This is a genomic window from Fervidicoccaceae archaeon, from assembly GCA_038734945.1.
Taxonomy (GTDB): domain Archaea; phylum Thermoproteota; class Thermoprotei_A; order Sulfolobales; family Fervidicoccaceae; genus ARK-14.
The window spans coordinates 59,022-80,906 of sequence record JAVYOA010000003.1; the positions used below are offsets into that span (position 1 = coordinate 59,022).

Genomic DNA, 21,885 nt, shown 5'->3' on the forward strand with positions numbered 1-21,885 from the left:
GAAAAAAAGAGTTCCGCTTATCTGTACTTGAGGAGAATCAGCGTCGGCAAAATCTATGGAGAGAAGCCCAAGAAGTATTGAAGTATTGAGCTCTGCAGGGGAGAGAGCAATATTGATAAGAGAAAGAAGAGCAGAATTAATAGACCCATAGCATCAGTTCCTATCCTTTCACTTTCAGCTGCCCCCTCGGCATATGTGTATATAATTTTAAAGGCATATCCAGTGGACAGCACGATGGCTGTGAAGTATACTATAGCTAATATGTTCCATGGAGTCCCTGCTGAAAATGTGCCCAAGAATATGTAGAGTTCACTCCAGAAGCTCAGGAATGGTGGTAGACCAAGAAGGGCTAGAGCGCTTCCTATCACTACGAATTTATAGCTACCTCCAAGTCTTGAGAGGCTGTTGACTTCGCTTGTTTTGAGCCTGCTCAGGAGTGCAAAGGATATCAGAAGCAGTGAGGCCTTGGGAATTTCATGTGCGATCATCTGCAGAATAGAGTAGCTCCTGGCTAAAGTAGTTCCTGCAGATAGACCTAGAACTATGTATCCTATCTGAGAGAGAGTGCTGTAGGAAAGAAGTTTTCTCAGGTCACCCTGCACTATAGAGGAGAGAGAGCCAACGAGGGATCCTATTAGGGCTAAGGAGGATATAACAAGAGCTGTCGCAGGACTCATAGAAGCTATGGTTCCAACAATGTAGGATGTCGCTGGCAAGATTGAGGATACCTCAACTGCGAGGAGAAGGGGGTGCATGCCAACGTACACGCTTGGAAGCCACACATACATTGGAAAGAGAGCAATTTCAGCTCCAAAGCCTATAGCCATGAGAGCTTTGGAGAGAGAAGCTGCGCCGAGGAGAAGTTCTGGAAAAGCAAGAGATCCTGTCTCTGAAATAGCTAAAATTAGGCCAAACAGTCCTACTATCGAGCTGGGTAAACAGATAATAGCATATTTTAATGCAGCCTCATAGCCATCATTGCTCCTATAAAGTGCGAGGCTTCCTATCATGACCATTGCTATTATTTCCCAGTAGATGAATAATCTGAGGGCACTGTCTGTTATCAAAAGGAGTATGGATGTGCCAACGAAGTAAACTCCTAGCATTGAAAACATTGCCCTTCTCTCTACCCTATATAGCTCTGCTATGAGAAGCGATACTATTAGTGTCAGTACTCCCATTGAACCAATTAGACCAGCCACGCCTCTAGCATTGAAGCATAGATATGCCATAGCTATTCCTGTAGCTATGGACAGCACATTTACGATTAGGTCCTTCAAGTACCTTGCTATGACGTGTATTGAATATGAGAGAATAGTATAAGCAAGTAGTAGCACGGCAATCTGAGACTCCAAATTCATGGAGCAAACACCACCAGAGCAATTATTATGAGAACCACTATTGCTATCATTCCTCTCAGCCCCTGAGAAGCTTTCCCACTGTTCAGTTTGGAAGCTGCCATTGATATGTATCGGTAAAAAACCTCTCCGATCCTATTATATGCAATATCAATTCCAAATGAGGACTCAATGCTCTTTCTCATGATGTTGCTTATGCTCACATTTGTCCTAGGTATGAAGAATGCGCAGAGTATTCCAAGCAGAACTCCAAGGAATGGAAGTGTCTCTATCTCTAGCTTGAGGCCGCTTCCTCCTAAATACCTAGAGATGATTATAGTTGGGACAATTGCTATTAGAGTCATCGCGAGAAGGAATAAATTCACGCCTGTCATCAGAGGTGTTCTCTCTTTATCATGAGCTCCTTCATTGCTAGTTCTTCCGAGAAAGGACAAAACGAATGGCCTCATTATGAAAATGGCCATCAGGAAGGACATAGTTCCAGCTATCAGATAATATTCCAGAAGGGAAAAGTGGGGAATCATCCCGACAAACAGCTCTTCCTTCACAATTCCAGCAGATAGAGGAGGAAGACCTGCAGCGCTTAGAGCCCCTATTAAGAATCCAGCTGTCTCAATTTTGAATCCCTTTCCCCAAAGTCCCTTCAGCCTCGAGATATCCCTTGTGTGGAGGGAGTGCTCTACTCTTCCACTCACAAGGAATAAAAGTGCCTTGAAGAGAGCATGATTGAAGAGGTATAGTAGGGCAACGTAGAACTCCCCAAGACATATTGCTATGAACATGAGTGAGAGGGAACTAAGTGTGCTGAAGGCCAGGACTCTCTTTATATCCATTGAAACCAAGCCAGCTAGCGAAGAGAGGTAAAGAGTAATTATAGATACTGCTAGAAGAAAAGCAACAGCTGCTTGATTTCCAAGGAAAATTGGATAGAATCTTAGCATGAGATATACTCCAGCTTTAACCATTGTGGCAGCATGGAGCAGTGCGCTTACTGTGGTGGGCCCTTCCATAGCATCGGGAAGCCATGTGTGCAGCGGAAATTGAGCGGACTTCCCCATTGCCGCGAGAACCAGGAGTGGTAAAAAGGGAATAAGTTTCAATGAAAGCTGCTGAGAGGACAGAATCGCTGGAATGCTGGATTCTCCGTAATATAGAGCAATAGAGGCAAATGCCATTAAACCAACGTCTCCAATTCTGGTCATGATCAGGGCCTTCATTCCAGCCCTCCTGGCTTCTTTCCTTTCCCACCAATACGCTATTAAAAGCGCACTGCACACTCCAACAAGCTCCCAATTGAGGAGTAGATATATTATGTCGGAGGCTAGAACTAAGTTCAGCATTGCTCCAACGAAGAGAGAAATCAGAGAATAATACCTTGTAAAGTCCTTAGCATTCTTCATATAGTCAACACTGTAGATAGCGACTGCACTTCCAATGAGGCTCACAACAAGGGAGAAGAAGGCGGATAGCCTATCTAGATATAGCGATATATGTGGAAGAAATTGTATCTCTATTGGAAGATATGGCAGAGATATTAAATACATTGATATTGCTAGAGAAAGAATTGCTGAGGCAATTGCAAGCAGCTCAGCAATTGCTCTCCTTCTGAAAAGAAGGATAAGAGCAGAGGCTACAAAGCTGTTGAGGGAGAGGATTGCGAGAAGATTTGTTGTGGTTTCCACTTTTTCATCACCCCGAGTGCTCTCTCAGTTCATCGAAATCCTCAACCTTCCTGCTCTTAGAAAGGGATATGAGAAAGGATATGAGAACAGCTTCCGAAATTCCAGAAATGCTTGCTATTAGAACTATGGCAAATGAAGATGGACATATGGAGGAAATAAGATAAACTGCTCCAATTGATGCTGAAAAGATTCCCAATATGAACCTAAAGAGGCTTCTATAGGTTAGAATAGCAGCTATGCCCGCACTTATGAGGAGAGAAGATAAAATTGCTGTCAATACTGGTATCATTTTCTAGCACCTCCAAGCAAAATTATGATTATTCCTATGGCTATCACTAGAGCAGTAGCAAGGGAAGTTATGTCTAGATAGCTTATCGGGAGAGTGGGGGAAAGAATGCATGAACCCCCTCTAGGACCCGCTATTTTAATTGCTGTTGAAAAGAGAACAGAAACTAGGGCAGGTATAACTATCAGCTTCAATAGCTTGCCCGATGAGGCTATTACTGCTTCTTTTTTGCTGAGAAGAATGGTTGAGACATATGTGAGAGCAGTTAGTCCGCCGCTGTAAATGAGAACGACTGCTAATCCTGCCTTAGGATCCACTTCAGCAGCTATGGAGAGACCTATGAGCAGAGAGCCAAAAAGGATAGATACTATGCTGAGAGACCACTTCTCTGTAATCAATGAAAATATGATGACAGCGCTCCCTAGTATGGCCAGGGCTGAAGCGATAATGTCCATCTTTCCCACCACTCATTTTATTATGATTATTGGATCCACATTCTTCCTCATCTCTATGGCATTCTGCCTGCACACCTGGGCGCATAGACCACAATAGATGCACTTTGAATAATCGAAGCTTGGATTCTTGATTTCAACCTGTCTATTGCCAAGCATTCTCTTTCCTCCAGGTATCATGGTTATTGCCTGAGCTGGACAGGATAATGCGCAGAGAGAACAACCAATGCACTTATCTGCTATCAGGACTGGTATGCCTCTTGAAACTTCTGTGAATGCTCTTTCAGTATCTTCTGATGGAAAAGTCTCCGGTCTTGAAAAAAAGCTCTCTATAGCTTCAAACACTGTCTTCACGCTTTTTTTCGCTACCATAATCCCATCCTCCAGCTTGTTATTATTAGCGCCTGTATCACGAGCATTGATGCTAATGGAAGAGCAAGCCTCATGGGAAGGAGCATGCTCCTCACTCTCACAGCTACTCCCTCAATGAATGCTAGAAGTATAATTAGTGCGATAGACTTGAGAAGGAAGTATATTGGCCAAAGAATTGGTAAGCTTGAAACAAGGGGACCATAGCCTCCGCCAAGGAATAGGGACACTATAAGAAAAATGCTGAGGGTAAAGTCCATGTCGCCAGAGAGTCTTATGTAAGCCAGAGTCCTGCCTGAAAGCTCACTCATCCAACCTGCTGCAATTTCCTGCTTGGCGTGAGGCAAATCGAATGGAGGCTTCTCTAGCTTTGCAAGCAAGGAGATAACTGCTACAGCAAAACCTATAGGCTGATAAACAATGATAGGAACATTCTGTACCTGGTACTGAACGATCTCACTAATCGTAGCTGATCCTACCTGCAAAAATATGATTGCAAAGCAAGACAAGAAGATCAGCTCATAGAGAGAGTACTGCACTATTAACCTGCTTGTACCCACTAGTGTGAAGGGAGTCTTTATGGACATTCCCGCCATGAGATAGGAAAAAGATGTCAAGGCAAATATAACTAATATGACCAACAGATCTCCGTTGAAGCTGAGAATAGAGCTCTTGGAAAAAAATGGTATGTGGAGAAAACCGTAGGTGAGAAGTGTAACTCCCACGAGTGGAGAGAGCCTGTACAGGAGTATATCTGTTCCCTCTGAAATTATCTCCCTCTTTCCCAATAGCTTCAGGAAATCAGCTACAGGCTGCAGGATGCCTCCAGGTCCAGTGAAGTACGGTCCAATTCTTTTCTGAACCCTAGCTATGGCTTTTCTCTCTACCCATTCAAAGAAAAAGCAGAGAAAGAGAAATACTATTCCTGCCCCAAGAGCTAGAATTGGTACTAGAAAAATGGAGTAGCTCATAGAGAACACCCAAGGCCAATTCCCTGAGGAGCTGCCCTAGGCAGTTTTACGATGAACGGCTCCTTTCTGTTAATGTAGACTATTGCTCTATCCTCACAGCTGAAGCAGGGATCTATCATTGTTAAAATTAGGGGGACGTCGGATAGCGTGTATCCTTTTATTGCCTCTGAAGCCAAAACGAGATTTGGCAGTGTTGGCGTTCTTATTTTAACTCTGTAGGGATTTCTCATTCCGACTTTGCCCCTAATATAATAGTAGAGTTCTCCCCTCGGTGGCTCAGTTCTTGCAAAAGCTTCACCATCCTTTGAAGTTCCCATGAAGAAAGCTGAAGGAACGGGATTTCCGGAGGGCATTTTCTCAACTAGCTGTTGGATTATTCCTATTGATTCGAAGGTCTCCTTTACTCTTACTTCAGCAATTGTGAGAACGTCTCCCCTATTTCCAGTTACAACATCAAACGAAACTTCTGGATAAGCGCCATATGGTTCAACTTTTCTTATATCATAGGGAACACCCGTGGCTCTGAGAACTGGGCCAACGGCTCCTGAAGAAATAGCTGTGTCTGCATGATATATGCCTATGCCTCTTGTTCTTTCTTCCAGAGGACCGTATGACATGACCTCCTCAGTTATTCTTCTGAACTCCTTCTCAAATTCCGATATTTCTCTCTTCACGACCTTCAATTTTTCATCCGAAACATCGTATCTAACTCCTCCAATCGTAATGAAGGATTTATTGACCCTATTTCCCGCAATCATTTCTAAGAGCTTCATTATCCTCTCTCTGGCAGACCAGAGCCACATGAACATTGAGTCGAAACCTACCCAGTATCCGAGGAGTCCTATCCATAGAGAGTGGCTGTGTATCCTCTCAAGCTCGGCAACTAGCGTCCTCAAGAATTCTGCCTTTTTATTCGGAGATATCCCCAAGAGATTCTCAACAGCAAGAGTATACGTCCAAGAATGATGAAAGCTGCAAATTCCGCATACTCTCTCAACCAGAAAGAGGGTTTGAAGGAAGCTCCTGGTCTCTGCAAGTTTCTCTATGCCCCTATGAACGTACCCTATTCTTGGTCTTGCCTCCACAATCTTCTCTCCTTCGAGTGCTATGGCAAAGTGCTCAGGCTCCTTTAGAGCTGGATGATACGGGCCAAAAGGCAGTATTACTATGCTCTCAACACTGTACCTGGAGGACCCAGTTATTGGTATAACCGATGAAGGTGGCTCCTGCATCTGAACTTCATTGAGGATCTGCATTAGTTGTTCAAGTGAAACTGTTTTGAGGAGAGGCGGTGGGGCACCTTGAGGATAGCTTTCCGGTAGGAGAAGCTTGGCATTTGGTAGAGGATGTCCAATGAAGCTGACTCCAAACATGTCTCTTATTTCCATCTCATATATATAGGCCCCTCTGATCTGAGAGCTTATGCTCTCGACAGCTGCTCCTTTTTCAGGAAGGGATACTAGCAGATGTTTCATTTCTCCTTTCCAATTATCAAAGGAATAGATCAGTTCAATGCTGTTTGCCACATGGGTGGCGGTGATTCCTACTAAATGGGGATAGCTCGAGATAACTGCTCTGACGGTTTCAGGAAGGGATTCCGGAAATACTGTTAAGACAGAAGAGCTGTCATTCCTTTTCAGGCTTACTGCTCCCATTCTCATCTGCACCTCCAAGCTGATTCTCGTAGAATTTTTTGATGATGGAATAGATCATTCTCGGATTTGGAGGACATCCTGGAATGCATATCACGTTTTTGAGAACCTTATCCACTCCTCCTATAACATTGTACCCTCCTCGGAAGACTCCTCCACTGCATGCACAAGTTCCAATAGCCAGAACAACCTTGGGTTCAGGAATTTGATCGTATATCATTCTCAGGGATCCAAGAGTCTGTCTCGTGACTGGACCGGTTACAACCAATATATCAGCGTGTTTTGGAGAGGAAGTTAGAATTGCTCCAAGCCTCTCAACATCGTACTTAGGTGTGAGAGATGCTACCACCTCAATATCACAGCCGTTGCATCCACCTGAGTTGAAATGGAAGAGCCAAGGGCTCCTCCTCACCAACCGGAGTGAGCTATTTTTTTCCAATGTCTCTCTCCCCCAAGTAGACGAAGTATCCAAGCACTGTTGCGAACAGGGATGCTGCAAAGAGGAGAATAATCCAAGGAGAAATTTCTACGAAGAAAGTAGCTACGAGGAGCGACTCGACTGCGAGAAGTATGGATAGAAATATGATCATATCGCTCACATGAACAAAATTCTCTCCATTGAGAGAGATCCCCGCTGTATATGGCTGGGACTTTCTTCCCCCCTTTTCAACATTGAAGAGGGGAGACTTGCTGGTTAGAACATATATGGCTGCGAATAATGCTCCTATCACCAGAACAGAAATTATTTCTAGCTCTATTTCAGCTAGCTCCAATCCAAATACCTCCGGAGATCAATAATTTTTAATTTATTTTCAATTAATAAATATTTCTATGTAAAAATCTAAAATTACGAAATAATTTCTTCTATCTTATTAACGTATATTTGCTTAATCAATAATTAATAATATAAAATTATATACAATAGCAATCTATTATTACAAATACTTATTATCCTTTTTTCAGTAAAACATCAAAGATTTGAGTTGAAAGAGCTATCAGCAAAAGAGCTGGTTGCGTTACTGTTGGAAGAAATTGAGAATAAAAAGTCCACAATAGCATGCATAGGAAGCTCTCTCAGATCGGATGATGCCGCTGCATTGAAGCTCTGCGATATTTTAAGGAAGCGAACAAGCAGCGATGAAATATTAATATGTGATGGTGGACTGGAAAACTGCTTGGATAGGCTAATCGAAAAAAAGCCGAGTAGGCTAGTAATATTGGACGCCGCGGCTGTTGATACAAATGAGGCAGGAAAAATTTTCCTCTTTGATATTGAAGAAATCTCAGAGGGAGCTGCTTGGTCCCACAGAATTCCAATTTCAATGGCGCTGAAAATTTTGAGTAATAGCATATTGCTGGACTCAGTGATCTTAATTGGAATTGGAGGAGAGCGCTTTGATATTGGAGAGGAATTATCCCCTTCGGTTGAGAAGCTGATAAACTATGTGGATGAACTTCTTGGAATACGTATGAAGACAATGTTAGAGCTAGAGTTTTCTTCTTATGAGAGCAAAGATAAGAATAGGGATGGCTGAAAAAATAAGGGAAATAATTGGGAGGGGAATTCCAATTATTTGCTGTGTAAATAAGGAAACCAGCGGATAGCCCTCCAGCTTTATTTGAATCGATCTCAGCAACAGAGGAATTTCTCCCAGTAGAAAGCTAATGATGGCAATATCTGCCCTTCTGAGCTCCGGAAGCTCGAGAGCTGCTATTAGCTGTATTGCTGTTGGAAGAAGCAGAAGCGATGAGATAACTGAGAGCTCTACTATGAATGACAATCTCCAGATGGAGAAGAGGCCTGAGAAAAGGAGGGAGAGAGCAACGATAACCCTACTTAATTGTATCTCCATTCTTTCAGATATCCTTCTTGAGTTCCGAAGGAGAGATGAAATATTCGAGGATACAGTGATCGTTATTCCATTGATAGTAGAGATAGCTGCTGCAAAGATGCTGACGAGAATGAATGATGAAAGAATCTCGTTCCCATAACCTAGAAGGGCATATGTGACCTGATCTCTGTTGCTTATAGAGGGGAAAAGTGAGGCAATTGTAAGAGACCTAGCTAATAGTCCTGTCAAGACCATGAAAGCCGTGTATAGAAGCCCATAGATGCCGAAAGCAGTGATGGCCTTTCTAAGATCTTTTTCGCTTCTGGGGGAAAAGAGCCTCTGTACGACCTGGGGGTTGGAAAGTGCGAAAAATATCCAGGGGATGGTGTAGCTCAGAAAGGTTCCGATCGTCCAATACCCCTGTCCAACAGAGAGGGATCCAGAGCTTTCCAAGAGGGAAAAGGCTCCGTGTATGCCTATACTATGATTTGTCAAACTCAAGACGAATAAGAAGAATGCTAATCCAGCAGAGAGCATCCATATCCCCTGCATAGCATCTGTGAAAGCTATGCTCCACATCCCAGCTATCATAGTCCAAACAAAGGAAATCATCACGGAAACGAGAACACCCAAAACATAGCTCATTCCAAGGAAGCTGAATGCTAGAGAAAGACCTTGTATTTGAGCTGAAAGATAGGGAATGAGGGCTATCATTTGAAATATTGAGATGAATAGAGCAAATTTTCTGGAGCCGAACATATGCTCATTCAGCTCCGAAACTGTAGATATCTTGGCATCTCTCGAGATTTTCCACAGTTTATTGGCATATAATGAGAGGAGAAACAATGTTGCTATTAGATAGGAAAGCTCATATCCCAGACTTCCTAATCCTGTGGAGTAGGAGAGGCCAACCAATCCGACTACCATGAAGGCGCTGTAAGTAGTTGATGCATATGCCATGAAACTTAGAAACCATCCAAGTCTTGTGTGTGCAGAGTAGAAATCCGTGGCACTCCTGGAAAGAAATCTCCTGGAAAAATATGCCAGCATCGATCCAAGCAATACGTAAGCAGAAAACATTAGAATAAATGAAGAGATCAATATCTCTATTCCCTCCTAATTGAATAATTGACAATGATGAGAGCAATCAAGGAAAGAGAAATCCAGTAGAGAAGAAGAGAGATGCCGCTTATTTTCAGAATAAAGGGAAGATAGACCAGAAACAAGATGATTAGGGCTGCTAAATATAAAGTGAGCTTGGAGTGCGGGGGGTGGGATTTGAACCCACGCAGGCCTACGCCAACGGATCTTAAGTCCGCCCCCTTCGTCCAGCTCGGGCACCCCCGCATCTCTATCCCCCAATTGAATTCTCTTCAAATAAGTTTTTATCTTTCCAATTAATTTCTCTGACTATCCTTGCCGGCCTGTGACTTAATACTAGCACTTTGTCGCTTATTTCTCTGAGTTCTTCCAATTGATGAGATACTATTATCATTCCAATTTTCAATCTGCTCCTCAGCGATATCAAGGTTTCATGCAAGGATCTTATTGAAGCCCTATCTATTCCTGTATAGGGCTCATCGAGAAGTAATATGTCTGGAGAAGTAATCAAGGATCTTGCCAGAGCAGCTTTTCTGGCTGTTCCACCGCTAACCTCTCTGACTCTTTTTTCAAGGTGCTCCTCTATACCAAACATATGAGCTAGTTCTTCCAGCCTCTTCCCTGCCTCACTTTCATTGATGCCTGAGAGCTTCGCTGCAAGTAGAATGTTCTTTTTGAGGTTGAACCAAGGAAGAAGCTGATTATCCTGTGGGGTATATCCAATCCTTCCATGTACCTCTACTTTTCCCGAATCTGGCTTGAGAATACCCACAATTATCTTGAGAAGAGTACTTTTACCCGCTCCATTTGGACCAACAAGACCTATTGCTTCTCCCTTCTTCAATGAAAAAGAGATCTCATCGATTACCAGCAGTCCATTGTAGGATTTTCTAATCCTGTCTATGACAACTAGCTCATCCAATTGATGAACCACCTCTCCAATTGCCTTAGGATGGCCAAATCAACCAATATCATCAGAGCTATTAGTATGATGCTCCAAGCAAATACTCCTCCTTTGTATCCGAGATTGTAGCAGTAGACAAGCATGTACCCAACCCCTCCACTGCTACCAAGGGCTTCAGCAACTACACTGATTCTTAGAGAGTTCCCAATGGCGGCTCTGCTTCCGCTGGCCAAATATGGCAGAACTCCAGGAAATATGAAATATTCAATCAGCTGCCTTCTTCTAGCACCCATAGCTCTTGCCATATCTCCAAACTTTTCGACTACAACCTTTGCTCCATTGAGGCCCACAGTCAGCAATATAGGATAGGATGTGGCTGCTACAACTAGAATAGGAGGAAGCGAGCTTGTAAGCCCGAAGATCAAAAGGAAGATCAGAGTCCAGACGAGAGCAGAGACGCTTTGAATAAATGTGTTTAGGGCCTCAATGAGAGAGGCTGCATGATCGTTAATATAGTAAAGCGCTATTGAAATGAATGCTGCTGCAAGAGAAATTAGGAACCCGGCTATAGTATTCAGGAGAGTTCTGCCTATGTTGAATAGAAGGCTCCTAGTACCTATCTGCTCAAGGTAGCTCAGCACATCCTGTCCGCTGGGAACTGACATAGGGAACTCGTGATACAGCAAGAACCAAAGGCTTAGAATGACAGCGGATAGATAAAACCATCCAAGCATGCTTAGCCTGATGCGTAGAATACCTGATCACCTATTGTTGAGGGATCTTGTGCTAGATATCCTCCCTTCCAAGCCAGAGACCATGAGCTCCTTATTCCCTGAATCACGGTAGAGTTCAGAGTGTTGTCGAGGATAACAACCCTGCCGTACAAATATGCTGCTTCTTTTTGCGAAAGGCCATAGAGGCGAGCAAGCATCTGCTCTATTGATTGGGGATCGGTTTTCCATATATCAACAGCTGTCTTTCTCATGGAGAGAAAAGCGCTTAGCTTTTGCCCGTCGCTTGTGAAGTTTTTCGATGCAACCCATACAAGCATTACAGGAATTCCTGTGGAGTTGGACTGCTTCCAGAGATCCTGAAACGTACCAATTATTGTGAAGTTGTATCTCACCACGCCTATTGAGACAAACGGCTCCCAAACCACTGCAGCAGCTCCATCTCCTCTGGCTAGGGCATCCAAGATTGCTCCTGGGGGAGAATTAATACCTATTATATCTCCTCCTCCTTGAGGAGAATCAACCACGCTCAGATTGTATATGCTCTTCATATATGCCTTGAAAAGCATGTATGTTCCAGTGCTAAGCAGCGATATAACGTTTTTTCCCCTTAGCTGCTGGAATGATGAGATTGCAGATGTTCGAGAAAGAACTGCTTGGTTCTGCAGCATTTCGGGAGAAATTATTTGCACGGAAACTCCGCTCTGAATAAGCTTTGCTGCCATCTCAGAAGGAATGACTGCGACATCGATGTCTCCTCTTTCGATTGCTGCCAATATGTCGGTAGTTTTTTCAAAGCGGTAGATCTCCAGCTGCACTCCCTGCTTAGAGCTCAAGTTGAAGTATTCCATTTCATCAAGCGTGCTAATGCCTCCTTGAAGAGTGCCGGCTCTAATTGTAATGATGTTACTTCCACCTCTCTCCAGGAACAATAAATATGAAGAAAGAATCAGTAGAGCAAGAACTACGAGTACTGCCAGCAACCATCTCCTCAAGAGTATTCACCCCTGGTCTGTTTTAAATTTGGGGATTTTTTCCCCTGATATATATTTAGAAATAGCCCAGCGCTACATCCAGCAGAGTTCCAGCGCTGACGACTATTCCGATGAATAGATTTAAATTGAATGCCGTTGGAATTTTGCTCAAGTCCTTCCTAACAATGAGCACCTGAAACAGCATTAGTAGTGATGAAACTGCTACTGACGCAGCTGAGATCTCTCCCAGTCCATACTCATGAACAGCAAGGAAGAAGGATAAGGAAGAAACGGCATAGAAAATGGAGGAAGTTTTTATTGCTCCAAAAGCACCAAGCTTCGCTGGAATGCTCCCGAGTCCCTCTTTTCTGTCATAGTCTATGTCCATTATACTATAGAGTATATCAAAACCTGCTACCCAGAAGGTTACCCCAATTAGATATAGCCACGGAACGGTCTTCAGCGCTGTTTGCAAAGAATTCACGAATGAGCCAGAAGCAGCAATTGCTCCCCCGAAAACTACCAGTCCAAGGGAGAGACCTAAGTGCAGATGGGGCAGGCTGTGCATTCTCTTAGCATAAGGATAGCTCATAGCTACAGCATATAGAATGGGGGAGAGCAATAGGGCATAAATGTTGAGAAGCATAGCAGAAGTGAAGTAAACAGCAGAGCCCAATATGACAACTACCCAGGCATCCCTGAGGCTTAAAGCCCCTGTCACAAGAGGTCTTTTCACGGTCCTGGGATTTCTCCTATCTATTTCCAAGTCTGCTATGTTATTGAAGCTCATTCCAGCTGTTCTCAACCCAAATACTGCAAGAGTTGAGAGCAAAAACGTTCTCAAAGAATATGGAAATCCTGAAAGGACTATGCCAACATAGGCGAATGGAAGGCTGAAAAGCGTGTGCTCTATTCTTATGAGCCTCATCACTGCCCTCATTTTTCCAAAGCTTTGAACTTTGCCTGGATCCCAGCTAGTAGAATCTCTCAATCTTGTTCCACCCCTTCAGAATTGTTCCCAGAATACCACTTATCTTTGCTAGAACAGCTTCATCCTCCTTCACCATCTCGGGCCACTCTCTTCCATAATTTTCCTCCGGAAGCTTTCTAGTAGCATCTATTCCTAGCTTTCCGCCATAGGAGGGGGAGATGTTAGCTGGATCGAGGGCATCGCTGTGGGAATTCCCGATTATCAGAATATCTCTTGAAGGATTCACGTTTGAAGATATTGCCCATATTACCTTTCCAATATCTCTGGGATCCACATCATCGTCAACTACAATTATTATTTTTGTGAGGGAGCTCTGGCCCAGGCCCCATAGAGCGCTCATGACCTTCTTTGCTTGTCCTGGGTATCTCTTCTTTATAGAAACTATCAGCATCCCCTGAAATACTCCCTCTGGAGGATAGTTGACTTCAACTATCTCGGGAAGGAGCAGCTTCATAATTGGCTTGAATATTCTCTCTATTGCTTTTCCAATTACACCATCCTCGAGAACGGGTAGTCCAGTCACGCTTCCATAGTAAATAGGATTGTCTCTGAAGTAAACTCTATCGACAGAGAAAATTGGATACTTTTCAGTGGGCTTATCGTAATATCCCCAGTGATCTCCAAAGGGTCCCTCGCTGGATAAGTTCCTCAGCTGCACTTTTCCTTCAATCACTATTTCCGCATTGGATGGTACAGGGATGCTGTTAGGGAGCTCATAAAGCTCTATTCCTCTTCCTCTCAGAACCCCAGCAAAGAGGGCCTTGTCAATTGGATATGGAACGGGAGAGACCGCTGCTAACATCGTTCCAGGATCGCTTCCTATTACTACTGCAACTGGGAGCTCATCGACTCCTTTTTCCAGAGCAGCAGAATGCGCCATAGCTCCTCTCTTATGAATCTGCCAATGTATCACTGCACGGCCTCCATCTAATATCATCATTCTATAGACTCCCATATTGAGAACTCCCAAGACAGGATCCCTGGTTATCACAATTGGAAAAGTTGCGTATTTCCCCCCATCCTTTGGCCAGGTTCTAAAGAATGGTATTTTCTCGAGTGGATTGTCGTCCTTCTCCAGAATGTTGCTTTCAAAGTCTGCATGAGATGTCCTGGAGGGAAGATACTTGGAGGTTCTGAATAGCTCTCCTGTAGCTTTCATTTTTTCAAGAAGAGAAAGAGGAGGCTGAATCAGCTGCATCGGTATAAGTCTCTCCCCTATATCCTCAAGCTTTTCAACTGATAGCGCTTGCCTAATTACTCTTATGCTGCTGAAAAGGTTCCCTGCAACTCTCCAGCCATCATACCCCTCAATTTTATTTAAGAGGACAGCCGGTCCTCCAGCATACATCAATTTTCTAAGCAGAGCAGGTATTTCGAGATCGGGTGAAAGGGGGTTGTTCACTTCAACAAGCTCTTCCTTGCTCTTCAACCACTCAATGTAGCTCCTCAAATCAGCTAGGGGATCCAATTGAATCACTTCCCTTTCTTGGGAGCTTGAGCTGCTCTCCTGGAGCTATGTAGAAATAATCCTCAAGCATCGGATTTCCCAGAAAGATGTGTCTTCCATCCACTATAACCGGCGTTCTCATAATTTTTGCTATTGATTTCAAATCGAGATTTCTGAACAACTTGTGATCTGTAACAACTATTAAGCCATCTGCTCCTTTGAAGTCTCCGCTGAACGGCTGTAGTCCCAGGCTCCTCAATTCCTCCTCCGAGTAAAATGGATCTAGTACTTCCACAATGCTCCCCCACGCCTCCAGCTCCCTTACAAGAGGAAGTGTTGGGGTGTTAACATGCTCCTTTACCTCCCCTCTATAACTAAGACCAAGAACAATTAGCCTTGAACCATTGAGAGGTCTTCCTGCTGCATTTAGGGCCCTCAAAGTTAGCTCCACCATGTGAACTGGCATAAGCTCATTTATCTCTCTAGACAGTCTCACTATTCTGGCTAGCTCGGGAAATGCATGTATTAGGAACCAAGGATAGACTGGTATGCAGTGCCCTCCAACGCCGGCTCCTGGCTTGTGAATGTGGCTGTAGGGCTGCGAATTCGCTGCATTTATTATTTCATTAACGCTCAGTCCAAGCTCCTCAGATATAAGTGCCAGCTCATTTGCCAGGGCTATGTTGACATCTCTATATACTCCCTCAAAGACCTTAACGGCTTCGGCCGCCCTTATGCTTGATACAGGTATTACTCCCTTTTTGTTGATGGTTTCATAGATGCCGATCAGAGGCTCAAGGGTGCTCTTGTTTATTGCTCCTATGATCTTTGGATAGCTCTCAGTTATATCTCTTACAACCCTTCCGCTCATAGTTCTCTCCGGTGCATGAGCTATACCGAAGTCCTCCCCAGCTTTCAGCCCTGACATTGACTCCAGGACGAAGGCATATTTCTCGGTGGTTCCTGGAGGAAGGGTTGTTTCTGTTACAACAATGGATCCTTTTCTTAAACCCTTACCTATGCTGTTGATAGCAGCATCCATGCTCCTGAAATCAATGCCAGTTCTGGAAGCATAGACGGGGACTATTACTACTATCAAATTGCTCTGCGAGGCTGCCCATGTCCCATCAGTAGTAGCTATGAAATTTTTTCTCCTAAGGGCCCTTTCCAGCATTTCATCAGTACCTGGTTCAAATGGAATTGGATTCCTTCCCTTCATTAGCTCCTCGACAGTTTTTTCATTTATATCGACACCAATGACCTTGGCTCCATTCTCAGCAAAAACTAGAGCTAGGGGAAGCCCCATCTTTCCGAGGCCAAAAACTGAAACTGTTATTTTCCCTTCTTTGAGATAAGCAGATGCTTCCTCCCTTCCTATGGAAAGCAAGTTCAAATCGATCACCGGGCACTGGTCATTTTCTATAATTCCCTTTATTACTATTGAGTTATCCTTGTATTAGAAGACACCAGGAAGCTCAGATAGTTATTTCTGAACTGTAACTAAAAGTCAGTATATATACAAAATATACAAATATTTTAAAAAGACAAATACTTTTATATTGTTGTTTACAAGTTTGCAATTTGTATCTACTTACAATATATTTAAAAATAATTTAGAATAATGGTGTTCAGAATAATGGCGGGCGGGGCCAGCACATATAAACCAGCTCTTATTATATTCTCCGAGTCTCAACCTCTCTCCTGCATCGATGTTGAGCTTGTTGGAAAGCTCAACGATGTTCTCTCTGAAAGCAACAGAATCATCGAGAAGATTAGGCAGAGAGGGACTGAAATAGTCGAAGTGAAAGCAGCCATTTCGGGAAACGAAGAAGAAACAAGAGCAAATTTGCTTGTTGCAGTGAGGGATGTTGAGAGCAGCGCCTTGGCTCTATCTCGAGAAATCAAGGCTTCTCCCATTGTTTCGTATTCATCCCTCTCTGGGAGATTCAGAAACATATGCTATTCAATGAGGCAGTTTCCTATTGATGTTCTCGGACTAAGATGGATAATGATGGGTCCCGGGAACTACGAGGCTCTGACTCTTGGTATGAAAAAGGTCCTAGGTACACAGATATTTCCTTATTATCAGAGAAACTTGGGCATTCATATTGGAAAGAACGTCTACGAGTACTATGTGAAGGCTCTGGGAGGAATTGATAGGCTGGACGAAGCTATGAAATTTGCCTCAATGCTGCTTCTAGTTGCCGGATGGGGGGTTATTGAGGATTGGAACATTGCAGAGAATGGAATAACATTGACTATAAGGGATAACTGGGAAATTCAGCTGTTTGAGACAAAAATGGTGGAGGAAAAGCCAAGAATAATTTTGGGGATGCTTGAGGGATTTTTCGGATCGTTGCTTAGAAGAGATGTTCTAGCCGACATTGTTTCCATTAAAAAAGAAAACAAAACAATTCTCGCAAAAATTTTCATTCGATTCTAATTGCTTGTTTCTTTTTTAAAGCGTTGCTTCTATATTTCTGAGCTAGAATGCTTTAGCCATACCGGCTCACTCCAGACTGCCCCCCTTCTCCAGGATGTGGGCTTCACTTTGGGAAGAAATAGCTGCTATTCTATCTACTCCTCCAATGCTCTCAATGAACTCAGCTACTGAGATTGGAACGAGCTCCTTCCATCTAGAATCTTTCTTCTTCATCAATAACCTGATGAACGTCCCATTGTAGATTTCTCTCCTGTAGGGAGATGGTGTTACTGTCTTGAAGCCAAGCTCGTTGAATATTCTGAGCATTATGGGATTTCCTACGTATATGGCCTCAGCTCTAGGGCAATTGGAGATTGCATGGAATGCTGAAGAGGGATGAATCTCCATTGTTGGCAGAGTAGCTGTTATTACTCTACTCAGATCGAGTCCTCTCTCCTTCATGGATAATCTTATCATTTCTATTCTCTCTCCTGCAGTGAATGGGTTTCTCTCAGTATGGCTCTCGCTGCTCATTCCTATTAAAAAGACCAATTCCTCGTATTCATCTGAAGTGAGGATCTCCTCAGCTACATGAAGATGACCCAAATGAAAAGGCTGGAACCTGCCGAAGAATATTGCTCTTCTTGGTATGCGTATGTCCATAACTACCACTCTTCCTAACGCTCTGTTCAATTGGATAATAAAATATAGCACGAGCTGCACTCTTTAAAACCATGCTTCCAGAAAAGTTTCAATGGAGATGCATTTGGGTAGAATTACCATTCCTAGAGAGCTGCTTAATCCCTTCATTGAGCAAATAAAGCTGTCCTTCAAGAACTACAATAGAATGATAGAGAGCTCAGGATATTATCTGAAACCAGTACACTATGTTACAAAGATCTCCAACGACGAGAGAAGAATATACATGTATTTGGGAAGGTACTGGTGGAAGATAATATACGTTGGAAGAGATGTAAAGGGGAGGCCAAGAATAAAGTGGATTTATATGGGAAAAGAAAGGCCAAGAGGTTTGCCTGAACCACCAAAAAATCCTCTGGAAGGACTAGCTATCTATATGATTGCAAGTGACAGAGAAAATTACTATTTTGAGAGAGAGGAAATGGCTTCTTTGCTGCTCAAAAAATTGAATGAATTTAGAAACAAACTTACTGAGTAGCGCTCTTGTAGCAGAGCCACCAATCAAGGCACTCATATTTCTTGAGTCTCTCTGGTATATCGTTCTTGTTGCTTGGTGGCGGAACTATGACCTTGCTTCCCATTATCTCATTGTTTGGCCAGTTTGCTGGCATCGCCGCCTTTTCCCTATCTGCTACTTGAAGGGCTTTTATCATTCTGATTATTTCATCTATGTTTCTTCCCAGCTCCATTGGATAGTACAGTATTGCTCTTATAATCCCGTTAGGATCTATTATGAATGTTGCCCTAACAGTCTGTGTGCCCTCTGATTGTGCATGAAGCATTCCATAGAGCGAAGCAATCTTTCCAGTTGTGTCAGCAATAATTGGGAATGTTATTTCTATCCCCAGCTTTTCCTTTATCCATTCATCCCACTTTATGTGACTGAATACTTGGTCAACGCTCAGTCCTATTAGCTTTACTCCAAGCTCCTCGAATTCCTTCATTCTTCTCTGAAATGCATAGAATTCCGTTGTGCAGACTGGAGTGAAGTCTGCTGGATGGCTGAAGAGAATGACCCACTTTCCCTTGAAGTCATCTGGAAAGGTTATCTTTCCGTAAGTTGTTAGCGCCTCAAATCTAGGTGCCTTATCTCCGACTCTTGGCATACTTGAGAAGGATTGGCTCACTTAGATCACCGTGAACAATATTCGGAAGCTTAGTAATAAGTGTTATGTTTATATGTTTAACCAATAAAAATATTTTATAAAATTATTTTATTGCATTTCCTGTTTATACAGATCGAACCTCTACCATCCCAAAAGAGAGCTCTTGTTTGAAATAATTAAAGCTTATTAGGAGTGTATTGCTGATGCTATGCTAGATCAGTTTAGGATTTTTGGGGTGAATTGAGTGAAATACATCGTATGCAGCGCCTGGCCCTATGTCAACAATGTGCCTCATCTAGGCACAATGATAGGAAGCCTGCTATCAGGAGATGTCTATAACAGGTACCTTAAATTGAAAGGAGAAGAGTCTCTCTATGTGAGTGGAAGCGACGAGCACGGCTCACCCATCGAGGTTGAGGCTAGGAAAAGAGGAGTTGATCCGAAGATCCTCACAGATGCCATGCATGCCTATGTTAGTGACTTGATTGGAAAATGGGAAATTGAGTTCAGTAACTACACAAGAACACATAACCAAGTGCATATTGAATTCGTTAGAAACTTCATGACAAAGCTCTATCAGCTAGGCTATCTTGAGAAGAAGAAGGAGATTCTTCCATACTGTCCCAATGATAAGATCTTTCTCGCAGATAGATTCATTGAGGGGAAGTGCCCATACTGTGGATATGAGAAGGCTAGGGGCGATCAATGTGATAATTGTGGAAGGCTCTTGCACCCTACCGAGCTGATTAATCCCCACTGTGTTTTCTGCGGAAGCAGGCCCATATACAAAGAGACTGAAAACTACTTCTTTAAAATGCAATTGGTCAGAGATAGGCTTCTCGAATGGCTTCGAAACCATAGAGAGCTAGATGATAACGTCAGGAATTACAGCCTAAATTGGGTCTCAGAGGGTCTTAGAGAGAGGAGCGTGACTAGGGATATATCTTGGGGAGTCCCCTCTCCCCTCCCTGGGACTGAGGGAAAGACCATATATGTGTGGTTTGATGCTCTTCTTGGTTATTTGAGCTCGGTGAAGGAGTACCTGGAAAAGAATGGAAAGGGAGAAGATTTTGATTTTTGGTGGAGGGATCCTGAAACAAGAACGGCTTTCTTCATAGGTAAGGACAATATACCTTTCCACGCCATAATCTTTCCATCCATGTTGATAGCATCAGGGGAAAGTTACCCACTGCCCTGGAAAATAAGTGCTACCGAGTACCTTCTTTTCCAAGAAGAAAAGTTCAGTAAGAGCAGAGGGATTGGCGTGTGGGCTGATGAGGCTCTGGAAATTCTTCCTGCTGACTATTGGAGGTTTGCCTTGATAAGAATGAGACCAGAAAGTAAGGATACCAGCTTCAGCTGGGTTGAGTTCTACAGAATAATTAACACGGAGCTCAATGACGATATTGGGAATCTGTTCCATAGGGTGCTCAGCTTCATATGGAGAAATTATGATGGGGTTGTTCCGAGTTCCTCGTACCTAAAAGATGAGCTCCAAGAAATTCAGCCTGAGATCGCGACTCTTATAGAAAGAGCTGTGGACTCATATGAAAGGATTAAGTTGAAGCAAGCTAGTGAGCATATTTTGGAGCTTGCAAGGCTTGGAAATCAATATTTGAACCAAAAAGCTCCCTGGGATCTCATAAAGGAAAATAGAGATAGAGCCTCATCAGTAATTATAGTGGAGATAAATCTCGTGAGACTCATTGCACTTCTTCTCTTTCCTATAATCCCCTCATCCATGAGGAGAGTTTACAAGATGATTGGAATACCTGGTCCCACTAATGGTGAGCTCAGCAATTTGGAGCTCATGTTGGTGAAGCCTGGTCAGAGAATAGAAAAGCCAGAACCAATATTCAAGAAGCTCCCCCAGGACTTCCTTGAAAGGATCGATGATATTCTGAACGAGGCAAGAAAGAGGGCCCTGGATAAGAGGCCGAGAATATGAAAAACAACAAAGAACCAGGAGCAATCTTTTAAGTTAAAGTATTGCTTTGCAAAGAGCCTATATGGGTCCTGCTCACAGAGTAGAGGTAGTGAGATTGCTCAGCGCCTGAACAGTTGATCCCAGTATGTATTCCATCATGGCGCTTCCCAGTATGATCCCAATTCCGCTTATTAAAAGAAGAATGCCCAAATAGTACCAGAATGTTCTGGAGACTCCTGGCGTTACCCTTGTTATAGAGAATGCGTTCATCACAGCTGTGACTATTGAGAATATTGCACTCATGTAGATAATGGGTGCAAGCGGTATCTGGGACCCAAACAGAGGACCAACGATGTTGGCGGGAATTTGCGCTTGCATTGAGGTGAGAAGATGGGAAAAGCTGTTGAGTAGGCTGACAACAAATACATTTATGATAACTATTGCTCCCTGCATTATGTATGTTGTAGTCTCAAATGTCTTTGCTACCTGCAGCCTATTTCTCCTCAATCTCACGATTAAATTATGGTGATCGCTCAGGGATGCTCCAACCACCGAGATCTTCCCACCTTTCTCAATTGCATCAATAAATATTCTGAGGAATCTTCTTACGAGCTCACTTCTGCTCTCATTGGCTACCATCCTCCAAGCTATTGATGGATCTATGCCATTTAGAAGCCTTGCGTAGAGGTTCTCCAGTATTCTGGATAGCTTTCCAAGCTCTACAATGAGCATGGGTCTCAATGCCTTTGCCTGATTCGGAAGCGTTTCGTAGTTCAGGGCGTAGCTCCTAATGAATATTGGGAAAAAGTCATCTATTTCTCTTATAAGCCCCTCTATTCCCTTGGAGAGCCATCCTGGAAAGATCAGGGCCGCTCCAACCGCCATTATAAGAATTCCAAGAATGAAGAATGTCAGTTTTCCGGAGAAAATAATATAGATGCTGATGGCGCTTCCTGCTACTATTATAGCTACTGAAGAAAT

At 43.3% G+C, this 21,885-nt stretch carries 23 protein-coding genes and 1 tRNA gene; 4 read left to right on the forward strand and 20 right to left on the reverse strand.

What is annotated here, in order from left to right; all coding sequences use genetic code 11:
- Nucleotides 1–53 precede the first annotated feature (53 nt).
- From QXR92_03920 to QXR92_03960, 9 genes are read right to left on the reverse strand one after another with little or no spacing between them, the layout of a single operon-like run.
- Nucleotides 54–1,361, reverse strand: a complete 1,308-nt coding sequence (locus tag QXR92_03920; protein ID MEM0319151.1) for a proton-conducting transporter membrane subunit — start codon at nt 1,359–1,361, stop codon at nt 54–56.
- Complete coding sequence (locus QXR92_03925) at nt 1,358–3,040, reverse strand: NADH-quinone oxidoreductase subunit L (protein MEM0319152.1); 1,683 nt, start codon at nt 3,038–3,040, stop codon at nt 1,358–1,360. The genes QXR92_03920 and QXR92_03925 overlap by 4 nt, the downstream gene beginning before the upstream one ends.
- A gap of 7 nt (nt 3,041–3,047) precedes the next feature.
- Nucleotides 3,048–3,329: a hypothetical protein gene (locus tag QXR92_03930; protein MEM0319153.1), complete on the reverse strand. Its 282-nt coding sequence runs from the start codon at nt 3,327–3,329 to the stop codon at nt 3,048–3,050.
- Nucleotides 3,326–3,781 carry a hypothetical protein gene (locus QXR92_03935; GenBank protein MEM0319154.1) on the reverse strand — a complete coding sequence of 152 codons (456 nt, stop codon included), beginning with the start codon at nt 3,779–3,781 and terminating at the stop codon, nt 3,326–3,328. Before QXR92_03935 ends, QXR92_03930 begins: the two co-directional genes overlap by 4 nt.
- Nucleotides 3,782–3,793: 12 nt before the next feature.
- Nucleotides 3,794–4,150, reverse strand: a complete 357-nt coding sequence (locus QXR92_03940) for a 4Fe-4S binding protein (GenBank protein MEM0319155.1) — start codon at nt 4,148–4,150, stop codon at nt 3,794–3,796.
- Entirely contained in the window at nt 4,144–5,118 is a 975-nt protein-coding gene (locus QXR92_03945) for a complex I subunit 1 family protein (GenBank protein MEM0319156.1), read from the reverse strand. The genes QXR92_03940 and QXR92_03945 overlap by 7 nt, the downstream gene beginning before the upstream one ends.
- Nucleotides 5,115–6,773 carry an NADH-quinone oxidoreductase subunit C gene (locus tag QXR92_03950; protein MEM0319157.1) on the reverse strand — a complete coding sequence of 553 codons (1,659 nt, stop codon included), beginning with the start codon at nt 6,771–6,773 and terminating at the stop codon, nt 5,115–5,117. The genes QXR92_03945 and QXR92_03950 overlap by 4 nt, the downstream gene beginning before the upstream one ends.
- Nucleotides 6,745–7,209, reverse strand: a complete 465-nt coding sequence (nuoB, locus tag QXR92_03955; GenBank protein ID MEM0319158.1) for an NADH-quinone oxidoreductase subunit NuoB — start codon at nt 7,207–7,209, stop codon at nt 6,745–6,747. The genes QXR92_03950 and nuoB overlap by 29 nt, the downstream gene beginning before the upstream one ends.
- Nucleotides 7,196–7,543: a hypothetical protein gene (locus QXR92_03960; protein ID MEM0319159.1), complete on the reverse strand. Its 348-nt coding sequence runs from the start codon at nt 7,541–7,543 to the stop codon at nt 7,196–7,198. Before QXR92_03960 ends, nuoB begins: the two co-directional genes overlap by 14 nt.
- A 210-nt stretch (nt 7,544–7,753) precedes the next feature.
- On the opposite strand from QXR92_03960, the gene QXR92_03965 reads away from it, so the two are divergent.
- Nucleotides 7,754–8,305 (forward strand): hydrogenase maturation protease, encoded by a 552-nt coding sequence (locus tag QXR92_03965; GenBank protein MEM0319160.1) that lies wholly within the window; start codon nt 7,754–7,756, stop codon nt 8,303–8,305.
- Here QXR92_03965 and QXR92_03970 read toward each other — a convergent pair.
- The 8 genes from QXR92_03970 to QXR92_04005 form a co-directional block, all read right to left on the reverse strand.
- Nucleotides 8,258–9,703, reverse strand: a complete 1,446-nt coding sequence (locus tag QXR92_03970; protein MEM0319161.1) for a sodium:solute symporter family protein — start codon at nt 9,701–9,703, stop codon at nt 8,258–8,260. The two genes, QXR92_03965 and QXR92_03970, sit on opposite strands and share 48 nt — an antisense overlap.
- Nucleotides 9,704–9,865: 162 nt before the next feature.
- Nucleotides 9,866–9,949, reverse strand: a tRNA-Leu gene (locus tag QXR92_03975).
- 4 nt (nt 9,950–9,953) lie between these two features.
- Nucleotides 9,954–10,625: an ABC transporter ATP-binding protein gene (locus tag QXR92_03980; protein MEM0319162.1), complete on the reverse strand. Its 672-nt coding sequence runs from the start codon at nt 10,623–10,625 to the stop codon at nt 9,954–9,956.
- A complete protein-coding gene (locus QXR92_03985) occupies nt 10,613–11,272 on the reverse strand; it encodes an ABC transporter permease subunit (GenBank protein ID MEM0319163.1) in 660 nt (219 codons plus the stop codon). Before QXR92_03985 ends, QXR92_03980 begins: the two co-directional genes overlap by 13 nt.
- Nucleotides 11,273–11,343: 71 nt before the next feature.
- A complete protein-coding gene (locus QXR92_03990) occupies nt 11,344–12,333 on the reverse strand; it encodes a hypothetical protein (GenBank protein MEM0319164.1) in 990 nt (329 codons plus the stop codon).
- A gap of 55 nt (nt 12,334–12,388) precedes the next feature.
- The gene (locus QXR92_03995) at nt 12,389–13,303 is read right to left on the reverse strand and encodes a UbiA-like polyprenyltransferase (protein ID MEM0319165.1); all 915 of its coding nucleotides are present in this window, start codon (nt 13,301–13,303) and stop codon (nt 12,389–12,391) included.
- Nucleotides 13,287–14,780 (reverse strand): UbiD family decarboxylase, encoded by a 1,494-nt coding sequence (locus QXR92_04000; GenBank protein MEM0319166.1) that lies wholly within the window; start codon nt 14,778–14,780, stop codon nt 13,287–13,289. The genes QXR92_03995 and QXR92_04000 overlap by 17 nt, the downstream gene beginning before the upstream one ends.
- On the reverse strand, nt 14,755–16,143 hold the full coding sequence (locus QXR92_04005; GenBank protein ID MEM0319167.1) for a nucleotide sugar dehydrogenase: 1,389 nt from the start codon (nt 16,141–16,143) through the stop codon (nt 14,755–14,757). Before QXR92_04005 ends, QXR92_04000 begins: the two co-directional genes overlap by 26 nt.
- Before the next feature lie 243 nt (nt 16,144–16,386).
- On the opposite strand from QXR92_04005, the gene QXR92_04010 reads away from it, so the two are divergent.
- Nucleotides 16,387–17,193 (forward strand): hypothetical protein, encoded by an 807-nt coding sequence (locus QXR92_04010; protein MEM0319168.1) that lies wholly within the window; start codon nt 16,387–16,389, stop codon nt 17,191–17,193.
- A 66-nt stretch (nt 17,194–17,259) separates the two neighbouring features.
- On the opposite strand, the gene QXR92_04015 is transcribed toward QXR92_04010, so the two are convergent.
- Nucleotides 17,260–17,835: a nicotinamide-nucleotide adenylyltransferase gene (locus tag QXR92_04015; protein ID MEM0319169.1), complete on the reverse strand. Its 576-nt coding sequence runs from the start codon at nt 17,833–17,835 to the stop codon at nt 17,260–17,262.
- A gap of 103 nt (nt 17,836–17,938) precedes the next feature.
- On the opposite strand from QXR92_04015, the gene QXR92_04020 reads away from it, so the two are divergent.
- Nucleotides 17,939–18,349 carry a hypothetical protein gene (locus QXR92_04020; GenBank protein MEM0319170.1) on the forward strand — a complete coding sequence of 137 codons (411 nt, stop codon included), beginning with the start codon at nt 17,939–17,941 and terminating at the stop codon, nt 18,347–18,349.
- Here the strand turns inward: QXR92_04020 and QXR92_04025 are convergent.
- Complete coding sequence (locus tag QXR92_04025) at nt 18,339–18,998, reverse strand: peroxiredoxin (GenBank protein MEM0319171.1); 660 nt, start codon at nt 18,996–18,998, stop codon at nt 18,339–18,341. The genes QXR92_04020 and QXR92_04025 overlap by 11 nt on opposite strands.
- A gap of 223 nt (nt 18,999–19,221) precedes the next feature.
- Here QXR92_04025 and metG point away from each other — a divergent pair, with 223 nt between their 5' ends.
- Nucleotides 19,222–20,925 carry a methionine--tRNA ligase gene (gene metG, locus QXR92_04030; protein ID MEM0319172.1) on the forward strand — a complete coding sequence of 568 codons (1,704 nt, stop codon included), beginning with the start codon at nt 19,222–19,224 and terminating at the stop codon, nt 20,923–20,925.
- Nucleotides 20,926–20,997: 72 nt separating this feature from the next.
- Here metG and QXR92_04035 read toward each other — a convergent pair.
- A partial coding sequence (locus tag QXR92_04035) for a type II secretion system F family protein (protein MEM0319173.1) occupies nt 20,998–21,885 on the reverse strand: 888 nt, incomplete at its 5' end.